The organism is Aeromonas sp. Y311-2 (assembly GCF_027706025.1).
In the GTDB taxonomy this organism is placed as follows: Bacteria; Pseudomonadota; Gammaproteobacteria; order Enterobacterales; family Aeromonadaceae; genus Aeromonas; species Aeromonas veronii.
Window position 1 is genome coordinate 93,707 of record NZ_JAPDCL010000013.1, and the last position, 19,116, is coordinate 112,822.

General features: G+C 49.8%; 23 protein-coding genes. 10 read left to right on the forward strand and 13 right to left on the reverse strand.

The window, feature by feature from the left end; translation table 11 throughout:
* The first annotated feature begins 535 nt into the window (after positions 1–535).
* Complete coding sequence (locus OKC42_RS13640) at positions 536–2,548, forward strand: hypothetical protein (protein WP_270820042.1); 2,013 nt, start codon at positions 536–538, stop codon at positions 2,546–2,548.
* A gap of 18 nt (positions 2,549–2,566) precedes the next feature.
* Positions 2,567–3,382, forward strand: a complete 816-nt coding sequence (locus OKC42_RS13645) for a hypothetical protein (RefSeq protein WP_270820043.1) — start codon at positions 2,567–2,569, stop codon at positions 3,380–3,382.
* Between the two features lie 265 nt (positions 3,383–3,647).
* Here OKC42_RS13645 and OKC42_RS13650 read toward each other — a convergent pair whose 3' ends face one another.
* The gene (locus tag OKC42_RS13650; protein ID WP_270820044.1) at positions 3,648–4,145 is read right to left on the reverse strand and encodes a PBECR2 nuclease fold domain-containing protein; all 498 of its coding nucleotides are present in this window, start codon (positions 4,143–4,145) and stop codon (positions 3,648–3,650) included.
* Positions 4,146–4,258: 113 nt separating this feature from the next.
* Complete coding sequence (locus OKC42_RS13655) at positions 4,259–4,471, reverse strand: hypothetical protein (RefSeq protein ID WP_270820045.1); 213 nt, start codon at positions 4,469–4,471, stop codon at positions 4,259–4,261.
* A gap of 99 nt (positions 4,472–4,570) precedes the next feature.
* Here OKC42_RS13655 and OKC42_RS13660 point away from each other — a divergent pair, with 99 nt between their 5' ends.
* The 4 genes from OKC42_RS13660 to OKC42_RS13675 all read left to right on the forward strand — a co-directional run bounded on the left by OKC42_RS13660 (position 4,571) and on the right by OKC42_RS13675 (position 6,328).
* Complete coding sequence (locus OKC42_RS13660; protein WP_270820046.1) at positions 4,571–4,960, forward strand: hypothetical protein; 390 nt, start codon at positions 4,571–4,573, stop codon at positions 4,958–4,960.
* A 14-nt stretch (positions 4,961–4,974) separates the two neighbouring features.
* The gene (locus tag OKC42_RS13665) at positions 4,975–5,292 is read left to right on the forward strand and encodes a hypothetical protein (RefSeq protein ID WP_270820048.1); all 318 of its coding nucleotides are present in this window, start codon (positions 4,975–4,977) and stop codon (positions 5,290–5,292) included.
* Between the two features lie 200 nt (positions 5,293–5,492).
* Positions 5,493–5,897: a hypothetical protein gene (locus OKC42_RS13670; RefSeq protein ID WP_270820049.1), complete on the forward strand. Its 405-nt coding sequence runs from the start codon at positions 5,493–5,495 to the stop codon at positions 5,895–5,897.
* A gap of 176 nt (positions 5,898–6,073) precedes the next feature.
* Positions 6,074–6,328 carry a hypothetical protein gene (locus tag OKC42_RS13675; RefSeq protein ID WP_270820050.1) on the forward strand — a complete coding sequence of 85 codons (255 nt, stop codon included), beginning with the start codon at positions 6,074–6,076 and terminating at the stop codon, positions 6,326–6,328.
* Between the two features lie 539 nt (positions 6,329–6,867).
* Here the strand turns inward: OKC42_RS13675 and OKC42_RS13680 are convergent.
* Together OKC42_RS13680 and OKC42_RS13685 are read right to left on the reverse strand one after the other, a co-directional pair.
* Entirely contained in the window at positions 6,868–7,107 is a 240-nt protein-coding gene (locus OKC42_RS13680) for a hypothetical protein (RefSeq protein WP_270820051.1), read from the reverse strand.
* A gap of 143 nt (positions 7,108–7,250) precedes the next feature.
* Complete coding sequence (locus tag OKC42_RS13685; RefSeq protein ID WP_270820052.1) at positions 7,251–7,484, reverse strand: helix-turn-helix domain-containing protein; 234 nt, start codon at positions 7,482–7,484, stop codon at positions 7,251–7,253.
* A gap of 258 nt (positions 7,485–7,742) precedes the next feature.
* On the opposite strand from OKC42_RS13685, the gene OKC42_RS13690 reads away from it, so the two are divergent.
* Together OKC42_RS13690 and OKC42_RS13695 are read left to right on the forward strand one after the other, a co-directional pair.
* Positions 7,743–8,108, forward strand: coding sequence for a hypothetical protein (locus OKC42_RS13690; RefSeq protein ID WP_270820053.1), 366 nt, complete (start codon positions 7,743–7,745; stop codon positions 8,106–8,108).
* Positions 8,109–8,627: 519 nt separating this feature from the next.
* Positions 8,628–9,014 carry a TraR/DksA family transcriptional regulator gene (locus OKC42_RS13695; protein WP_270820055.1) on the forward strand — a complete coding sequence of 129 codons (387 nt, stop codon included), beginning with the start codon at positions 8,628–8,630 and terminating at the stop codon, positions 9,012–9,014.
* A gap of 490 nt (positions 9,015–9,504) precedes the next feature.
* Here the strand turns inward: OKC42_RS13695 and stbB are convergent, their stop codons facing one another.
* Together stbB and OKC42_RS13705 are read right to left on the reverse strand one after the other, a co-directional pair.
* Positions 9,505–10,257 (reverse strand): StbB family protein, encoded by a 753-nt coding sequence (stbB, locus tag OKC42_RS13700; protein ID WP_270820056.1) that lies wholly within the window; start codon positions 10,255–10,257, stop codon positions 9,505–9,507.
* A 20-nt stretch (positions 10,258–10,277) separates the two neighbouring features.
* Positions 10,278–10,634 (reverse strand): hypothetical protein, encoded by a 357-nt coding sequence (locus OKC42_RS13705; protein WP_270820057.1) that lies wholly within the window; start codon positions 10,632–10,634, stop codon positions 10,278–10,280.
* Between the two features lie 441 nt (positions 10,635–11,075).
* On the opposite strand from OKC42_RS13705, the gene OKC42_RS13710 reads away from it, so the two are divergent.
* Together OKC42_RS13710 and OKC42_RS13715 are read left to right on the forward strand one after the other, a co-directional pair.
* The gene (locus OKC42_RS13710; protein ID WP_270820093.1) at positions 11,076–12,308 is read left to right on the forward strand and encodes a ParA family protein; all 1,233 of its coding nucleotides are present in this window, start codon (positions 11,076–11,078) and stop codon (positions 12,306–12,308) included.
* On the forward strand, positions 12,308–13,306 hold the full coding sequence (locus OKC42_RS13715) for a ParB N-terminal domain-containing protein (protein WP_270820059.1): 999 nt from the start codon (positions 12,308–12,310) through the stop codon (positions 13,304–13,306). Before OKC42_RS13710 ends, OKC42_RS13715 begins: the two co-directional genes overlap by 1 nt.
* A gap of 436 nt (positions 13,307–13,742) precedes the next feature.
* On the opposite strand, the gene OKC42_RS13720 is transcribed toward OKC42_RS13715, so the two are convergent.
* The 7 genes from OKC42_RS13720 to OKC42_RS13750 all read right to left on the reverse strand — a co-directional run bounded on the left by OKC42_RS13720 (position 13,743) and on the right by OKC42_RS13750 (position 19,079).
* Positions 13,743–14,489 carry a PRTRC system ThiF family protein gene (locus OKC42_RS13720; protein ID WP_270820061.1) on the reverse strand — a complete coding sequence of 249 codons (747 nt, stop codon included), beginning with the start codon at positions 14,487–14,489 and terminating at the stop codon, positions 13,743–13,745.
* A 42-nt stretch (positions 14,490–14,531) separates the two neighbouring features.
* Entirely contained in the window at positions 14,532–15,281 is a 750-nt protein-coding gene (locus tag OKC42_RS13725; protein ID WP_270820062.1) for a hypothetical protein, read from the reverse strand.
* Complete coding sequence (locus OKC42_RS13730) at positions 15,272–16,420, reverse strand: hypothetical protein (protein ID WP_270820063.1); 1,149 nt, start codon at positions 16,418–16,420, stop codon at positions 15,272–15,274. The genes OKC42_RS13725 and OKC42_RS13730 overlap by 10 nt, the downstream gene beginning before the upstream one ends.
* 182 nt (positions 16,421–16,602) lie before the next feature.
* The gene (locus OKC42_RS13735) at positions 16,603–16,809 is read right to left on the reverse strand and encodes a hypothetical protein (protein WP_270820065.1); all 207 of its coding nucleotides are present in this window, start codon (positions 16,807–16,809) and stop codon (positions 16,603–16,605) included.
* Between the two features lie 331 nt (positions 16,810–17,140).
* Positions 17,141–17,356: a hypothetical protein gene (locus tag OKC42_RS13740; RefSeq protein WP_270820066.1), complete on the reverse strand. Its 216-nt coding sequence runs from the start codon at positions 17,354–17,356 to the stop codon at positions 17,141–17,143.
* Between the two features lie 14 nt (positions 17,357–17,370).
* Complete coding sequence (locus tag OKC42_RS13745) at positions 17,371–17,850, reverse strand: hypothetical protein (protein WP_270820067.1); 480 nt, start codon at positions 17,848–17,850, stop codon at positions 17,371–17,373.
* A gap of 71 nt (positions 17,851–17,921) precedes the next feature.
* Positions 17,922–19,079, reverse strand: coding sequence for a DNA polymerase III subunit beta (locus OKC42_RS13750; RefSeq protein ID WP_270820068.1), 1,158 nt, complete (start codon positions 19,077–19,079; stop codon positions 17,922–17,924).
* Between the last annotated feature and the right edge of the window lie 37 nt (positions 19,080–19,116).

Here is a 19,116-nt window from a genome sequence, read left to right on the forward strand (position 1 = left end):
CCTTTCTTAAAGAAGCCTCCCGCGATTTAAGCCTCTTCACATCGAGACCTAGACCTACGTATACCCTAGGCCTTCAAAGTTGCTCAGAGCGCTATATGAGGGGCAATCAAAGCGGATCCTTTGTTGGATCGGGCCAAAGAGATCCCTTTTGAACGCAATTTCGATAGAGATCACATTTACTATTAATAGATCTTGATCTCTATGTTCTTTTGGATCAGTTCGATCTTTTGATCTTAAATATCTTGGATCAGTTAAGATCTTTAAAGATTAGGGTCATGTAACCGATTGATATGTAAGGTGGTTTTTTGCCTTATATGGTGTGTCATTATTCTCTATGTGGTGTATCTCTATGCTCTATATGGTGTGTCACTATCATCTATGTGGTGTATCTCTATGCTCTATATGGTGTGTAACTATTTCATATGTGGTGTATCATTATGCTCTATATGGTGTGTCAATTAGACTCAATAGAGAATTAATTTGATTATATGAACACGTTTGACACAGTTTACTCACAGGATATGAACAGGTTTCTATGGGGCACAATAGAGTCGATTCAAATGCATGTGCAATAGGTATTTGTGAGCGGTTCTTAACCAATCAAGGCTTTCCTGCCGATATTATCGCCACAATGGTCCCCCTTCTTTTACCAAAAATTAACAATGATGCCATTTCTATGGTGGCCAATTTCCTCGGCGAAGCTCCAGACATATCGATTGGAAGTGCCGTGGATATTCTGTGGCCAGCGATATCAAAAATCCCGGTGTTAGTGGAGGGTAATATTGGCTCCAGGGCAGTGAGTGCTGGCGCTAGTGCGGTCGTTGCTGCCCCACCTATTGTTCGGATGCCGCAGGATGACATAGATGATGACATAGAGGCTGAGCCTGTTGTCACATCTCCAGCTCCAAAACGAAAGCCAATCGTCATCGATCATGACAACGGTGAGCCAGAGGAAAGCAGGGCACAGCGCAGTGCATTGTACCCCCATCGCTTCCCTCCCCCTGAAAATATTGATCTTCACCTGGATATGACCTTAAAGACAGGGTTGTTCCGGGTTATGGCGAATGGGAAAAAGCCACCAGCACTAAATGAGAACAGGATCTACCACCTCTCAACCCCTCTTGATTCCGGACATAAGTACATGTCTTTGAGTGGGCCGGTGTTGAACACACAGATGGATTTGGTCTCCTATATCTGCATCACACACTGGTTTGGCAGGCTCTCAAAGGATCGCTTTGAACAGGCCCTCCTGAACCCCATAACAATGCCGCTCGAGCGTTTTTTTTCACCTATACCCGATGAACTTCGCCCCACCAAAAGCTTGTCTACGGCGCATCTGATGAAGTCATTCACCCGTCTAAAAGGGGTTGTGTTGACGTTTTTCAGAGACATAGAGGAGGCCGAGTACAGGCACACCGGCATGGTTACAAACCTTGCTGGGACGCTGACTGTTAGCACTAATGGGACTGTGACGCTTTCGCCGACAGCAGAACTGCGAACGTTGTACCTCAACACCAAAAAACTCGTGCCAGTCAACCGCACTGCAGTGATTAAGTTAAGCTCGTCGATGGCTCGTTTATTGGCACTTTGGATTGCCGCCAAACCAGGGAAGTTGAGTGGGCGTCGTGTCTATCTTGTGCAGAAGCCTATGTCTGTCCTCGACATACTGAAAGAGATCCACCCTCGTGACTCAGGGAAATACACCAAGAACGATCGCTATCTCCTGTCTTCTGCCTTCCACGAGCTGTTGGTCTCTGGCCTAGTCGCTGCAGATATTGATTTTCGCAACGTAAAGTCAAAGGAGAGCAGTGAGCGTTTGACTTTGGCGACGATGATCACCATCAAATCACATTGCATTGGTGATGCGCTGGCGACGGTGAACGATCAGGAGTCCACTACCAGGGTGGATCTTGATGTGCCGTCCCCAAACCGTGAACCGGCAACTCAAACTGGGCGGCATCTCCAGCAATTGGCTTTTCCCCGCGGTCGGGCCAATCCTACTGCTTGGTTGGAACAAAATTCCGCTGCAATTGAAGCCATTTTGGTGCCTTTACGCAAAGCGGCCAAAAAGTCTATCGCCAATGCGAGAAAGGAGCTGGCTGGGGTATCGGACAGTAAGATTGCAGGGCTAGCCCGGGTATTTGTAAAAGCCGGTCGTGAGAATGATGGCAGCCTGATACAGGAGATCCTCAATACCGACCCTCGCAAGGACAAGCAATCTGAATTTGAAACAATTCTGCGTAGCATACCGCTTAAACCTGCGCATTTACTGGTTCGGCATTGGTATGCCGATCATGCCGCCACTATCAACAAGCTCAAGAAAATACTTAGATCTTCCAAGGATCCATTAAGGGAGGCTGCCAGCATCAATAAACGGGTCTACTTTGCTCGTTTAGTCACACCACTGATCGCAGTGGAGAAGCAAAGTGACGCTGACTTTTTTAAGGGAATGTGGGAGGCCGGTAGAGAAGGTATTGAGCAGGAGAAGCATGACGAATGGAACAAGGTGACCCTGGCCGGGCGAAGAAAACGGACCATCAAAATCTGATCGTAAAAAGTTGTCGCTATGATGCTAATTGAACAGAATGAGCCGCGAACTTACGTGCTCGAAGTGAGATCCAGGAGTAGGCCGCTAGATAGTGAGCCTATTGCATGGTTGTTTGTCGAGCGGCAGGAAAAATATCGCCGCGATGAGACCGATGGGTCCATCTATGAAGCATCTATCAGGCTGACCTATGAAGAAATAGTGACAGCCGCCCCTAATCGAGTCTCAAGAAAAGGCCAGTTTTGTGGTGGTTTTTCACGCCGAACAGCTGACAAGCCATTGGTATCACTTACCTCCTCATCGATTTCCAAGGGGGCCGTGTATCTAGATCTACCCGGGCTTGAGGGGATGCGAATTGGTACTTACTTAATGAACCAAATAGTGAAATGGGCGAAGCAGTGGCCAGATGCGACTGTTCGTTCAATTGAGTTGCTGGCCGGTCAGGCATACAGCGAAAACAAGGTTCGTCGTAATCGCTTCTATGAACAATTTGGGCTCGTGTTCGACTACAAAGACTCGGAGCAACGGGAAGGTTTGTCACAGCCCATGCTTGCGAAGGCATTGATCCCTGTTGATACCTGGAGCTCGAATATCCGCGAACGAGAGGTTCGTGATGCTCTTGAATGGGCTTTATATGACCGAGTGCAAACGAATATGACGCTCTCTAGCCGGGATCAGGCCGTGAAGCATTTGTTGGATGTTATTAAACGGGCTGAGGCCGCGCCCTTTCGCTGGGCTTTGCGCCAAATTTGGTGGCGTTTAGCGCCTATCTTGGCTCAGATAGGTTTGCTGCTGCTGTTGGTGATGCTTGTCAAAGAGTCGGTTGATCTGAGGTGAATAGGAGGCTTATGCAGAGTCTTAGGCTCCCTGGGTCGATAGGCCGCGTTTTGCTACATCATTTTTGAGTAAAATAGTTGACCACTGCGTCGAAATCCGTAGACTGAAAGTGAGCGAGAAGCTGACTGCTATAGGGAGCAATAGTCAGTGGAAGGACCCCAGAGTGACCCTATTCACTGTGTCGGGTGCGACCTCCCACCTTAACCTGAGGGTGGAAAATCATTCAGGGTCGAATGTTAAATTAACCGCCCACTGGGCGGTTTTTTTATGGGCGATTGTAAAGTAGATTGCCACATCGATGTTTGTTGAGGGACTTGATCTCGGTCTGCATGAAGTTCCACAGCACACGGCCATCCCAAGGGGCTACGATAACAAGCATTTGATATTTTTGAGAATATACGCCGATGAATGTGTAACGTACCAGATCATCATCATACATAGCCTCCCAGATCTCGTAGGGATAATGGAGCGTGTCCAAGGCCGTTGTGACATATCGTTCTCTCGCATCCCTCCTCTTCTCAACAATGTGTGGCAGGCTGTCACGAAGCACGTTCATTGCCCACAAAGGTGTGTGGACTTGCACTGCCCTCATTCCCGGTTCCAAAAAACCAAGTTGCTGCTCCATAGTCGAAATTGCGCCCTCGAATGTATCCGAAGCGGGAATCTCTTGGATTGCCGGTCTTAGCATTTCCGCTTCCAAATACCTCAAGTTCGGCAGCTCCAGATCCTGCCAATTTGTTAACCCGGGGATTATTTTCGACACGCCCTTACGATCCCTTCATTCAGCCTAAGCTGCTATTTTATCACAAAAAAAACGCCCCTAAGCGCCAACGAAATAACTCAGTATGTGAGCCGGGCCGCCTTGTTCACTGGCTGTCAGCCTATCCGCTTGGACTTTTTGAGGATGCGTTTAGCCTGGGCATCGAGAGTATCACGAACCCAATCGGACTTTGATTTACCCTCCAGTTCAGCTGCCAGCAGGTAGCTTTCTAACTGCGCAGCCATCACTCGGATCTCACCGAGGCGTTCCGAGTGCTTTTCATTATCGGGTTTAGGGGGCGCTCCGCGCCGAGGCTTTTTTTCATTCATGTGTAGATTATTGCACGTACATATATGCTTGACAAGATGCACAAAAAGCGCACAATTGATGTACGTACATATAACCACTCAAATAGAGTCGAGGTCGCTATGAGCAAGCAAAAAGAGTATTGCTATTCCTGGAACGGTGAGGACTTCAAAGGTGCCACTTTTGATACGATAAAGGCGGCTTTGGCGGATGCAGCCGCCGAGAACGACGGGGAGAATACCTGCGTACATATTGGCAAGGTGGACCACCCCAGCAATAGCATGTTCTTCCCGGATGCTGGAGATGTAATTGACCACATGGCTAACCAGGCTTATGACTACGGCGGGGAGCATGCGGAATACTACCCTGATGTGTCTGACGAGGCTAAGGCCGAGCTAGATGGGCTGCTTGTCGCTCTGCTTGACGCCTGGTGCCAGAAGCACGGGGTCTCCCCGAATTTTTATCAAGTTAGCGGCGTCAAAGAATACCCAGTACCGGCCATAGTCAAGTAAGAGGAAAATGTCACATGGAAATGACCTTTACAGCCCTGATAGCCCTTGGTGTGAGCTGGTCGGCGGGCGCGGTTCTTGAAGTGTCATCGGATGATGCGGATGTGCGGAAAATGGTACTTGATGATATTGCCGAGGATGGTGACAAAGAGTTTATCGATGCTCTTGGCGAGGGGCTGCCAAAGTCAGGCCTGATCAAGGTTCATGCCGAACTGGTCGGCTGGCCTAGCGAATATGAGGCTGGCGAATATCGGCTGATCAGTGCCACGACAGTATTGGCTCCTGAACTTGCTAACGTCATGGCTGCTGATGTTATAGCAGCTGCAAGCAGCTGATTGAGGAAAGAGCATGGCTGATTTGCCACCTCCAATCCCTCCTTCTGAGGGGAAGGTAATTTTTGATGCGTTGATATATCTGGCGTCAATACCTGTTTTGGTTTCGGCTTTGTGGATGAGTTTGACGAAGGGTTATGGGCTGGACAGGAAGACAGAAAGGCAGGCCAGCAGACTGGTCAACGTTGATAAGGGTAATTTGTATGAAATCGTTCCTACCTCTTACGTTATGTGCGATCTTTCTGGTCAGTGGTGATGCCACTGCAGAGCACATTATATCTCCTGAACTCGTAATCATGCCTGGTTACAAAATGTGGGTAGACTCTCAATCGGTCAGCGTAGCTGGCTCGGATGAATGTTATTACCCAGACCAAGTGAACTCAGTTGTATATATACCAAGTTATAAAAAAGATGAAAATAACTCGTGCATTGCTATTTTCCCATTTACCGAAAAGGTTTCCGTAATAGTTGATTTTCCGAAGGGGCCTTTGGTTGAAGTGTGGACTGTCGAGCATAAATCTGATCGAATGAGTTTACGTCGCAAAGATGGCTCACTCATAACGGAATGGGGCAAGTCTACGGAACTGGTTATCCCCTCACGCAGTTGATCAAGGGGTGTTTGTATCTATGTTCCCGACTATGAGTGTCAAATCTGCAACGGCTATGGAATTAAGCTTGTCCAGGATGAAGCCAATTAATCGAGGAACATTATGAGTTCAAAGAACGAGAGAGTCCCCAGCTGATATTGAACGGATATTGACCAAGCCAAGATATAGGAGACATTATGCTGTGTTACCTGTCAGACATTATCCCAGATGTTGAGTCAACAGTACCCGAAGGGTACAAAGGCTGCTGCAAGGTTATTTTTAAAGGCAGTTCCTCTCATGAATCATTTGCCATATTCCCCAATTTCGATGAGGCTGAGAGTGCTGCACATATTGCGGTTAACCCAACTGTAGGGGGATATAGCCGTGTCAGAATCGAAGCCGCTACTGAAGCTATAACCTATGATACAGCACTTGATTGGTTAAACGATTAACTCTCATATCAAGAAAAAATGGGCGATGGAAAGACATCGTAAATATTGGCGCACTGCTCACGATGGAACAGGCCTATGAGTGGATGACGCAAGGAGTAAGACAACATGGTCACGAACAGATTGTTTGCCCTTACACCGAACACGGTAGTAACACCTTGCCCGAGGTGCCAAAATAATACAGTGTTCATTGGCTGCTCATTGCGGGTAGCTGAGAATTGCAGTGAGGTTTATGTAACCTGTAAGTGCAGCTATGACCCGACAGAACAGGATACGGATTTCCGTTTTGAACATGCCCAAGGGTTGTTGGATGATAACAATTTGGCGATTGCACTTTCATGTTGGAATGATGCCATTGCCGATATAGCTACGAGACCCGCAAGAAGTTAGCTACTACTGGTGTGGGATGAAACCCATCCTCATCGGAACCTCACTCTACCGCGCTGTCCTCTGCCGGTGGGCCAGTATCGGGACGGTGCTGGTGGTCTTACCTGCGAACCCGCAAAAACAAAAACCGCACAAGGGCGGTTTGATTGTTGGCATTATTGTCCGTGCAGGTTTTGTTGAATTGTGCCGAAGTCCACCAGCTCCCCATCTCGATTGGAGTGGAATACTTCTCCTGAATCGCTGACAGACACAAACACTGGACGGTTCATCCCGTGTGGTTTTGTGGAGTACACAATAGTTATATGTTTTCCTCTGTAGTCGGCAGCCAAAGTGCATTTCAATTGTTCCAGAGTATCGAATGGTAGGTCGTTGCCAAAGTTTTTAATCTTGATCATGTTTACTTCCTCGTGGTGTAACGGTGAACAACTCGCGGTAAGTACCGTGTAATTGTAAGCAAGGGTCTCAAGGGGGATTTTCAGGCCGCGGATCATGCGCAAGTTTAACTTACTTACGTCTCTTGTTCAGAATATCAGTGACCCTACCGCGTTGACCGATCAGGTGTAAACCATTGCTGTTCCATCCTGAATTTAATGGCGGTCACCGGATCTGGAGGCGCAATAGGGTAATACTTGTTTTCATAGGCTTCGACGAGAATGGCCAGCACTTCAAGCTCATATCCTTCAACTGAGCCAATGTCAGCCCCCCATAGGGCATCAATCCGAGCCATTGCTTCTTCATAATCTTGGTCGGTGTGAATGGGTTTGATATACATAATGGCATCCTCTCAAATCGTCTTAGCGTCAACCTTGTCATACTCACTGTGCGTGCCAATAAATCGTACTTTGCACCACCGCCACTGGCGAGTGGTAATCCATAGCCACGATAAGCCGGTATTTGTTTTCTGCAATGTCTTCACGCTATCGGGTGTTGGCCGGTGCCCGCCGCGCTGCCGGTGATCGGTAACTGCCCGCCCAGGTCGCCGCCGTGGCGCCGTGGTGGGTAACCCCCCAGCCGGTGGCATCGGGATCGGATGTTGGCCGCCGCCTGCCGCGCCGCCGGTGATCTGCAGCTGCCCGCCCGGTCGCCGTGGCGGGTGACCCCCTGCCGGTTGGCCAGCATCGGGAGCGGATGTTGCCCGGTGCCCGCCGGTGAGCTGCTGGTGCCTGCCCGCGCCGTGGCCGTGGTGGGTAACCCCCAGCCGGTGGGCCGCATCGGGAGTCGGGGTGTTGCCGGTGCTCGCCGCGGTGCTGGTGATCTGCAGCTGCTTGCCTGGGCGACGCCGGTCGCTGTAGTGGGTGACCCCCAGCCGGTGGGCAGTATCGGGAACGGGTGTTGGCCGGTGGCCGCCGCGGTGCCGGTGATCTGCTGGTTCCCGCCCGGTCGCCGTGGCGGGTAACCCCCAGCCGGTTAGCCAACATCGGGAGCGGATGTTGGTCGGTGCCGCTGCGCTGCCGGTGATCTGCAACTGCCCGCCCGGTCGCCGCCGTGGTGCTGTGGTGAGTAACCCCCAGCCGGTGGGTCAGTATCGGGATCGGGTATCGGCCGGTGCCGCCGCGCTGCCGGTGATCGGTAACTGCCCGCCCAGGCCGCCGCCGTGGCGGGTAACCCCCTGCCGGTGGGTCAGCATCGGGAGCAGGTGTTGCCCGGTGCCCGTGGCACAGCCGGTGATCGGTAACTGCCCGCCCAGGTCGCCGCCGTGGCGCTGTGGTGGGTAACCCCCCTGCCGGTTAGCCAGCATCGGGAGCGGGTCGATTGTCGCGTTGTTGGCTGGCCCCCTCCCCTAGCCATGCCCTGTCGGGGGCCGGGAGGATAAAAGTGTTAGCTGATCGACACTTATCGTTTGGCACTCTTCTCGGGGTGTAATCTTTTTGATAAAAGCTCAGTTATGTATGGCACTGCACAGGTAAAACACTGAATGTCTGAATTTATGGATCTTGACCAACTAGCTCTTTTCCAGAAGCAGATAGAACAACGAGTTGCCGAGATCGAAGCAAGGCAAAGCAGCCAAACAAGTCTGCTTATGACAACAGATAGTAACGAAATGTCGGATGAAGCCGATAGGGCAAGTGTTGAAGAGGCTCGAAATATTGAGATGAACAGGATCGAGCATGATAAACAGCTGTTAAGCAAGCTCAGGTCTGCATTGACGCGTATTAGCTCTGGTGATTTCGGATTCTGTGAATCTTGTGGTGAAGAGATTTCATTGCAGCGCTTACATGCTCGCCCGGAGTCTCGTTTTTGCATCGAATGTCAGAGTGTAAAAGAATTCAATGAAGTGCACGTCTATCGACGTGTCGCCTGACCGTAGGGATAAATGAAAAGGGCCACTCCGGGAGTGGCCCTTTTTCAATGCAGAAACCAACCAAGCAAGAAACTGCTAACACATCCAAACGCAATGGCCAGTAACCATGGCAACAAGGAGGTTTGGGAGGATCGGTCCACCCGCTGATGGCGAGCTATGTGCGCTAGCTCGCTTCTCATTGCATCCAGAGTGGCTTTATGGATGCGGATAAAACGCTCGTTTTCCCCATCGAAGCGGTCAAGAGTAACCTCTAGGCGAACAGTCCCCTCGTGCAAAGTTTGTTGTATGCGGGACAAGCGTTCAGCCATATTTGCCAAGCGATGAATGAGGTCTTCGTTCCTCGCCACCTCTGATTGCAACCTACTTGCCGACTGTATCGCTTCATACACATCACCCAACATGGTAGCAAAGAGGACTTGATAGTTTAGTGCTGGTGGCGTGATTGTGCTGGCCCCCAGAGCACGATTTGTTTCAGACTGAGGGCCGTCCATCACGCAGTCTGCTTAGTGAGATTCAAGGATTCCCACAAATGAGTAAGCTTTTCCATCAGGGGAATGCTGCACATACGCAATGTGTTCATTGATGTCAGATGCTCGATTTCTTTGGCGTTGGGGTTTTTCCCCTCTGCTTTAGCCTTCATGACAAGCGCCCTTGCTTCACCGCGATAATCCCGGGTGTCTGCCACAACTGTCGCGAGGCTCAATCCATGGCGAGACAGCATCTCAAATGCTTGATTCTCTTCGATAGCCCATTTGATGTTGGTCTCTACCTTCGTGTGCTTCTTCAGATAGCTGATGAAACCCTGGAACTGTTCGTAATTGAAGAAGGTGGTCGGGATTTTGTTGAAGAGTGGTCGGATCCGAGCCGGGTCGACACCAATTTCCAGCAGGGTATTGATTGTCTCGCATGCCTCTTCTTGGGAGCGTTTCTCCGGGGTAACTGGCACTAAGAAGTAATCGAATTCGTGGCAAGAACCCTCGAACTTGCGAAGCCCATCAATGAAGAAGCGCACGTTGCTCATGCCAACATCAATAATGGCTTCATCTTCAATCATGATCCTGTTCATCAGCTCGGGAAATTGACCGCCATTCATAACGGTAACTTCTACCCCCAAAGCATCAGCAGCTTGGTTCATATCTTCAATGGAAAAAAGCTCCGCTGAGGGCATCATGGATTTCAACCAATGAGCTGACAGGGCTGTCTTACCCACGAAGCCCGTTTTAGATGCAACGACAACTTTCATATGCTAAATCCTTGTTTTTATTAGAGTTTTACTTTTCCGGCCCACACGTCAACAACTGGAGCCGACTTTATCGCCTCCTCCTCGTGAGGAGAAAGCGAATGCTCAGCCACGGCAGGTGTTTCTTCCGTGGCGATTTTGCTTGGTGAGGTAACCTCACGAACTGTCTGTTGGGCTGACGACACCGGTTCCTGTGAGGTGGCCTTTTGTCTGCGCTTTATGAAGGCATTTATAGACGACCTGGTTATCTCGATGCCATATGTCGCCTGCAGGTGTTCACGGATCACCTCAAGTGAGTGGTTTTTTTTCAGATTGAGGATTTCGTCTGCATGTGGCTCGAGTTTAGAAGCGCCTTTCCTACTTGGTAAGCTTGGTGACATTGGTGATCCTTAACAGGAGTTGCGGCCGATTTCCAAGTGTGCCGGCAGTGTCTATTGGTGGCTCATCTTCAAGTATAGGATTTCTGCTGTCAATGCTTTGTATCGCATTTGAATGGTGTTTGACTCTATTTGAAGGCCTTTTGACGCACCTTTGAATCCCTCTTGTATCTTCTTTGTATCACTTGATGGTAAAAAAAAACCACACATGAAAGTGTGGTTTGGTGGCTAAACACGCCAGTGTCGTTGTGCAAGCATCATATCACGCCGGAGGCTGGCAGAAAATTTTTAGCGATGATCGTGCATAGCATTCTCAACCGTCTAGCGGTAAGAACTTGTAGAAGTATGGCCACACATCACAACTGCCACCGGGGCCTCTCATGGACACGCGCTAATTCCTGTATTACCATATTTTTCACACTAAAACAGGAATGGGGGATTGTGATGGGAAGCGCTTTAGCTAGACAGCAACGTCTGATGGGTTTTGAAAAGATCCGAGACTCCGCTCACTTGGTTTTGAACTACTTGGCAGACGTGCAAAGTGAGCGTCGGGATACTGCTATTGAGGATGGTTACCAAGCTGCTTCATACACCTTGTATCAGGTACAGCGGTTGCCAGAGATGACTCGAGCGAGAGTGGAGAATGCCATCAAGATACTCCGCGATAATGGTCGTATCTTCAGCCGCATTCCTGCTGAAAAAAACTCTATGCAGCCTCATACATTTTCTCTTGGGGATGTTCGCGCTATTTATGAAACAGCCGGGCTACCTTCATTCACTGAGTTTAAAGCCAAGCTGGGTGGAAGTCCTGATGGTAAGACGGTCGCATTTCTTAATCTGAAGGGCGGGGTTGGAAAAACAACGTCATGCGCCACCATTGCAACGGGGTTGGTACACCATAAAAATTTGATCCGTCACCGGCTACGAGTAGCTGTAATTGATATGGATCCTCAAGGTTCAACATCAGTTGCATTCGGTTTTGCTGGGATAGGGAAATCAAATCAGCAGCATTCGGCAATTGAGGCAATCGCCACCCGGGCCACTCCTGATACAGTGCGCTCCTGGATCAAACCCACCAGCAGCGAGGGTTTGTTTTTGTTGCCAGCCGGTAGTTCTGATGCTTTTTTCTCCCTGTCTGCGTATCAGTACGCTACAGAGACCGGTATGCACATGAGCGAACTGTTGTCTCGATTTGTTATCGATCCGATCCGTGACCAGTTTGACCTGATTCTCATAGATTGTGGTCCGCACCTTGACGCCGCACTACTTAATACACTGCAGGCCAGTGATAGCATGTTGGTTCCGATCGGTCTTGACCCGCTCGAGTTGGATTCCAGCGTGAAGTTCCTGTCGTCACTTCATGATCTACTGTCATCCATGCCGTCATCACGACTGGATCCCGATGCCATATGGCTTCTGGGTAGCAAGTTCGATTCTACCAATGCTCAACACCTCGATAACTACGCGATATTGAAGAGCTTGAAGCAAGTTCACTTGCTCAGGCAGCCAATGGATCAACTTCGCCCATTTTCAATGGTTGCTGAAGATGGTCGGACTGTCTTCACTGTGCAACCCAAGCATTACTCTGGCGACTCCCGATCCCTGCGCCGAGCCCAGAGTGTCGCAGAGGATGTTGTCTCTGAGTTTTTCACACATATTCTTGAGGTTTCAAAATAATGGCCAAGAAACGGCAATCATTAAGTGAAGGTCTAGCTGCTCACTTAGCTTCAACATCCTCTTTGCCACCAACTGGTCCTGGTGCATTCACCGTACCAGCTGATCTTGCTGGTGCCACGCTGAACAGTGAACAACAACTTGCCAACACGATCAGAACTATGGGGGCATTTCGAGTATTGAGGTTGAAGAGTGGACGGATCGTTAAGCTCACTTCAATCTATATCCCGGCAGAAGATGTTAGCGAACTGACTCTGATCCACGAAGCCAATATTCGTGGGTCATCAGGAGTAAACGAGAGCACGGTAGATGACATTATTGGCTCGATCAGAGCTGGTGGGGTCACCCATGAAGTGCTCGCAGTTCGTCAAGACGATGGTCGTTACGCAATCTTTGATGGCCAGCGCAGGCGTTTTTGCGCTGTCCTGGCGCAACAGGGGTTACCGCTTGCCTACATTGATGAAGGTGAGGGGTTGAGTAGCGCAGAGCTGCGAGAGTTGAGCCGCATCGCCAACCTTACAATGCCGAACTCGCTCTACGACAAAGGGTTGTATTACACAAAGGTGATGAGCGAGCAGGATCTCGATGTAGCCGGTGTTGCGGAGATGCTTGGTATCACTGATACCGAAGTTCGATATAGCCAGATGGCGGTAGAAATCCCACTACCACTATACGAGCTTTTACCTAGTGGCACTTCTACAGGCCGCCCAACTATTATCCGCTTGCGTAAAATCCTGAAGAGCCTTACTCAAGGTCAGGTTGCCTCGCTGGTTGAGTGGGCTCAGTCTAAAGAGACCTATGCATCGGCTCCCAAAGCAGTTGCAGACATTACTGCACAGGCAATAGAGCTGGCTGGTGAAAAGCGAAATAAAACTGCCAGAATCTCAGTTATCGGTGGAGTGGAGGTATTGGAGAAAAAACCAAATAAATTTGAGTTGACCCTCCCCGAGGGGATTACTCGTCAAGAATTGTTTGATCTGTTGGCCATGCTGGAGAAGTGAGGCATGAGCCGCAACGGTAGTGTGTTTCGAACTGGAACAAACTGGGTTGCTTCCTACCAGGGAGTTCGGGTCATGTATAGTGAGTCTAGGTTCGGGTATGCCGCTCAACTGCTGGCAACCAGAGCACTCGCTAAGATGAAGGATGGAGAAGAGGTGTCTCAGTTGGAGGATGTGATCCTAAGAGCATCCTGGCGAATGCAGGACGCTGCCCCACAGCTCCAAATGACAGTTGGGCAACTGAGGCAATGGATGCTGACAGGGTTCTATAACGGGATTGAAATAAGGCCACCATTACGTGCACCACAAGGCGCAGATAGGATTACTGGGTGCGAACTGATTTTGGCTAGGGAGCGCCTGATCCAAGCTCAGACTAAAAGCAAATAAGCACCTCGTTTCGTCTGCTTATTTGCTTTCAACAGTCCCAGGTTGTCACCCATTATGCCTTTGGTGAAAACCCATATGTTGCCCAAACCTTTTCATCTATCGGCAAGGGGTCTACTGACAGCCGGTTCACATCAAAAAACGCCCCATGAGAATCAAGGCCGCCGTGTCGCAGCAAATTCCAAATGAGCTGCCCTACGATGCGAGCCGCCATTGAGTTGACGCCAAAATCTTGTTTTGCCACCGCTTCAGCAGACGAACAGCTCTTGGAGAGGTCATCCTCCATGCCCTCATACTGGCTCGCAAACAAGTCGTAGGCAGTTGGCAACCCCTCCCCGCCCAATACAACTTGACCAGTTTGGTGGTCATTTCCGGCATCAAGCCAAAGGGTGTTTTTGTGGGCTAGGCCGGAGAAAAATTTACCGAATGCAAACCGAAAGCTGGGCTTATCAACAGCAGTTACATAAATAGTGGGGCCGCGAAGGGCTGGTCGCCCCTCCTCTACTTCGTAGTCCCCCTTTGATACCCAGTCAAACCCGTTGTAGCACCGTTCTGCATCTATGAGAGCCTGGCTCTTTGGAAGGCCAAGATCTGCGGCATGGAATCGTTGACGGCCAAGATTGGCTTCTCGTACTGGCGAGCCGTCATACGCAATCACTGCGAGCCCTGGATGACCAACTCGGGTCAATAGATCATGCAGCATGGATAGCTCCCCCATAACAAAGCTGCCGGTGCCACCACAGCCAATCAGAATGATAGAGATCTCACTGGATAGAAAATCAATGGGAGTAGTCCACTTCATTGTTGTGCTCCTGCGCTATTTATTGCGTCATTATCCCGCTCGTCATCGAGACGCAAGCCCTGATAGCCACTGTTCTATTGTGCCTAGCTTGGTCATTTGATTTGACGTGATGCTAGGGATATGGCCGCTATGATGCCGGTCATTCTCTTGGGCTAACCAGTACGCGGTCGGCGTGGTGCCGTCAGCTATCGCCTTGGAGTTGTTACTGTGAGTCTTGAGGGCGTCATAGACGCAAAGCTCTATTTTGGGCAGGGAGGACAGGTCGAGCTGGCGAGGCATGGTTGCAGAACCAAGACAGAAGCCGCCGCCGTGATAGCAATTGGGCATAGGTACATCGAAAACATCACTCTCCAATGTGGGGCGCATATCGCTATCCAGGGCAACAACAGATAGCTTTGTGGGTGTCTTGTTTGCGCGGAACAATAAGGCTGGCCAACGGATCTTGATTCCGCGCCGCTCCCCTCCCGCTTGTAACCAGAGCATCGCCTCGCGTGAAGGTTGATACCACAGGATCGATTCCTCGTTGCTCAGAAGGACATTAGAGGGGATGAACTGGATTTCCTGACGACTGGATTTTTTGGTGTGACCACTTGATTCGGTCAAGTCGGCCAGTAATTCGGACATCATCTGCATAGATACAGGCTCACCAAATCCAAGCCTGCCACCAGTGATTGGGTGGCGAGTGATCCCTGTTAGGTCACTCATCGCTGAGGAGGTTGCTGAGAACACGAGCGCCATCACAGGGGCACTCTCATTTTGTTGGTGAAAGCGGTCATTTCTGGTCACTTGCATGATGATTCTTCTTCTCTAAGGTGGTTACCGGCGGTGTAGATCGCAGCCATGATTACAATGCAACGTTGCCACGATTCCATTGCCATAACGGTATCATCACACACATGAACGCAAACGCTGGAAGCGTAGACATCCCCCCCCATAGCAAATTCGTGGTGGTTTTCATAGGCATCTTCCAGCAGGTTACGGCGTGATATAGCCAAGGTCTCAAAGGGCAGTTTTAGATCAATGGTTATGTCTGATTCTTCGATATAGTTGAAAACGGCTTTAGCCCTTGAACCTGCCGAAATTTCGCGTTCAATGATTTGCTGGATGCTTTGTAATAGTTGACTCAGGTGGGTATTGTCCTCAATCGAAGGCAACTGCTTAAAGGCTGCAACAATGCCCCCATTTCCAGAGATTTCCCTTTCGGATTGGGTCACTTCTGATGTGATGGCCTGATAGTATGAGAACTCAAGGCAGCGCCACATTGTGGAATAGACGCAATCGCCAAGTTCAAAATTGGCTGTCTCTACTCGAGATAGCACCTCCCTTGCTTGTTCTTGGCTACCGACCAACCCAACTAGCCTTGCGAATAGCTCTGGGGCATGAGTTTCCACATCTGCCGCATTCTCAAGGTCGGCTAACCTAGTCTCCTCAGACTCCAAGTACATCAACATGTCGTTAAGGTCACCTGCTTCTATTTCTTCTGGTAGTTCTAAATCATATGTCTCCTGCATCCAGCCGAACGAATACTCGAGGAAGTGGACGCTTGGGATGAAGCCGACCAGCGGTAGTGACATAAACAGTTGGTTTTGGAATGCGGCTAGATAGTCGTTAGTAACTAGGGATGGGCAAACCTCAAATGATAGATCTGAGAACAGGCGAAACCGGAACTTCTCACTAGACTCTCCAAAGCTGGTGGATTCCAAGTCATTGACGAGGCCAAATGAAAAATCCAGCATGTTCGACATTGATGCGTAGCATTCGTCAAATGTTGATCCTAGTGCCTCCCCTCCCACTCCTACCAGTCTCTCTCTGACCTCTCTGGCGCAAGCTATCCCTGCTTGCACTGCGGTGTTCGTGATGCCCTGGCAAACGGCCTCCGCTAGATTTTCAAAGTGACTGAGCCTGTCATTTTCAGTGGCCGCTGCCATCATCTGAGTTAGATGTTCCTCACCCCAACCATGTTTGTGAGCCAACATTACTGTTGGTCGTAGCAAGTCTCGGATCTCACCTTGCGATTTTATCGTGGTCTTGAGCCTGCCAGAGTCACCTATGCATGGGATCGTTGCACCACGAATAGCCAAGGCTGGTGGAATGTGGTGCGCCGCATGGTGGGTTAACGAGGCCGGAGAACCGAGCCGAATGCGGAATCCCGCTGACTGGTCGCTCGTGAGATCTTGAGGGCAAACTGCATCCATTTGGTTTTATCCTTGGTGAAGGCATCTTCTATCGATTCAGGTTCTTTTCTCTCGCTGGACAAGGCTGCTGGTGTTTCATCAGCAACCTTGTCCAACCATGTGTTGAGTTCTTCGGGTGTCAGCATGTTTAAGTACCTCCTGTGCCGTCAGTATCTCGCGGCTATAGAGGATGCAAGCCAGCCAGAGTGGCATCGCCGGTCAGTACAAATAACAGTGTTATTTTCTGTGAGTAGTGCAGGGCTTATGGTTTTTGTTACAATTATTTAACAAAATAACAGTGTTATTTTGGCCACTTGCCCCCCTCCCCCGCTTCATTGGGACAACCGTTGGTAGGAACAATAAAGTCTGCACACTGACGCAGGGACAATAAAATCTGCACAAATAGTTTGTGTGCTTGCTTGTAAAAAAAAGACCGCATCATGATGCGGTCTTTTTTTTATAGATTTGAGCCCACTTCTAGCCATTGATTTTTACTGGGGGGATCAGAAACTCATATTGCAAAGAGTCCCCCACCAGTTGCCCATCACTGTCAAATATCCTTGTCCAGCGTACTTGTGGGTAAGTAGCGGAGAGGATCTGCTGTGCAACATCCAGAGGAAACCCTGGCACAGGGTCATCAATGATTGCGGAGCCAATTTTGAAGGTTCGGCGGAGTGCAGTTACAGAGGTCATAAGTATTCTCCTTCCTACATGCCAAGAGCATTCAAGACGTTAACATCAAATTCCGTTGCAGCCGGATCCGCCTGTTCATGGGGCGCTAATGGAGTAGGAGACGCCTCTTTAGGCTTGCTCACAGGTTTCGATGATTTTGTTGAAGTAGCAGACCCCTTAGACACTTCCCCCGCTTGTCGCACTGCTGCCTGTAGTTGTGTTGACACACTTTCGTGACCCAGTGTGGTAGATAACTCCCCCGTATATGTTGCAAGAATTTCTGCAAGGCGGGTGTCTACCTCCGAAAGTGGCGCACGAACTACTACTGGTGTAGTGAGTGATGCTCGGTAAGTTTGCCCACTTGGGTTGTAGCCGTTGGAATCGATACGGGGTGCGGGTGCAGAGAGGGATGGCGCTATGATAATGGTCATCATATCGGCGTTGCCAGAAACTTGAAGATTGAACTGGGTGACGCCAAAGCGATCACTTAAACACTCAATAAGGGGTTGGAACATGTGAACTCTCCGATGGTTGTTTCTTAATTCAGTGGATCTAGGTTAACTGTAAATTCAAGGATGCAAGGCCATCATGCCCTGACCTGAGCCAGCACTTGCAATGCAGCACCATCGTGTTCCGAGCGCATTAATACTGCGTGGTTTAGCTGAGAGGTATCGATACTGAGGTTGACCTGAGAACCAGACAGACCGCGTAGCGCATCAACAAGAAATCCAACGTTGAAGATCGCTGATATGCGCTCAAAACCCGATTGCATCTTGCAAGGAACAATCTCAGTCGCCCCTTCATCACTGCCCTCGATGTTCGAACTGATCGTGATTTCACCGGCTTGAGCTTGCACTCTGACGGTTTGTTTTTTGTCGTCAGCTAAAATTTTGGCTCGCTCCAGGCAAGAGATAAAAAACTCTCTATCCACCCCTAATTCAGCCCAACCATCCCCAGACGGATTTGGGATAACCCGTTGCCAGTTAGGGAACTTGCCATCGAGCATTGCAAACTGGAGCCGCCAGCCATGAGTAGGGCAGATTATCGCAATACGGGAATCATCTACGATGACCATCAGTTCGCAACCTGGCTTTGTCATGGAAATGATTTGTTGTACCTGTTGTTTAGGGATCAATAGCTGCCTACCAGCTATCTCTGCGCCGGAAACCCCAGAGATCGGGAACTCCCCTTTGGCCAAGCGTTTGCCGTCAGTGGCAATTACCAATGCCTTTTCATTGGTAAGGTCAAGGCATATGGAATTGAGAGTCGGGCGGCAGTCATTGCTAGGGGCCAAACGATTCAGTCTGGTCAGCGTAGGTAGCAGGTCACTGCTTTGTATTGTGAAGCGAGAAATGTTGTTACAAATATCTGGTTGTGGAAATTCGTCAGAGGACAGGCATACAAGTTGGAACCGGCTGCGGCCTGCCTGCACTATGCCTGAGAGTTTTTGTCCATCAGAGACAAATTTGACTGATGCTGTGGCCTCTGCTGGTAGAGAATGCACAATTGCGTTGAACTTGGCTGCATCAACGCAGATAGCCCCTGTTCCGGTAAATGAATTGATTTTTGTAGCGCGAGTCACAAAGAAGCCACCGTTCGTGGCCTGCAATGAAAGAACACCAGAGTTGGCGATCTGCAATAGCAGATATTTATGGATCGGTGCGATGGTGCCCTTGGCATGTGCGGCTGCAAAGCTAACGGCATCTGTAAATTCAGAGCTGGATTTAAAGGTAAATTCCATCATTGCGGTGTCTCCTTAAGTGGAGACATCAACTTAACCC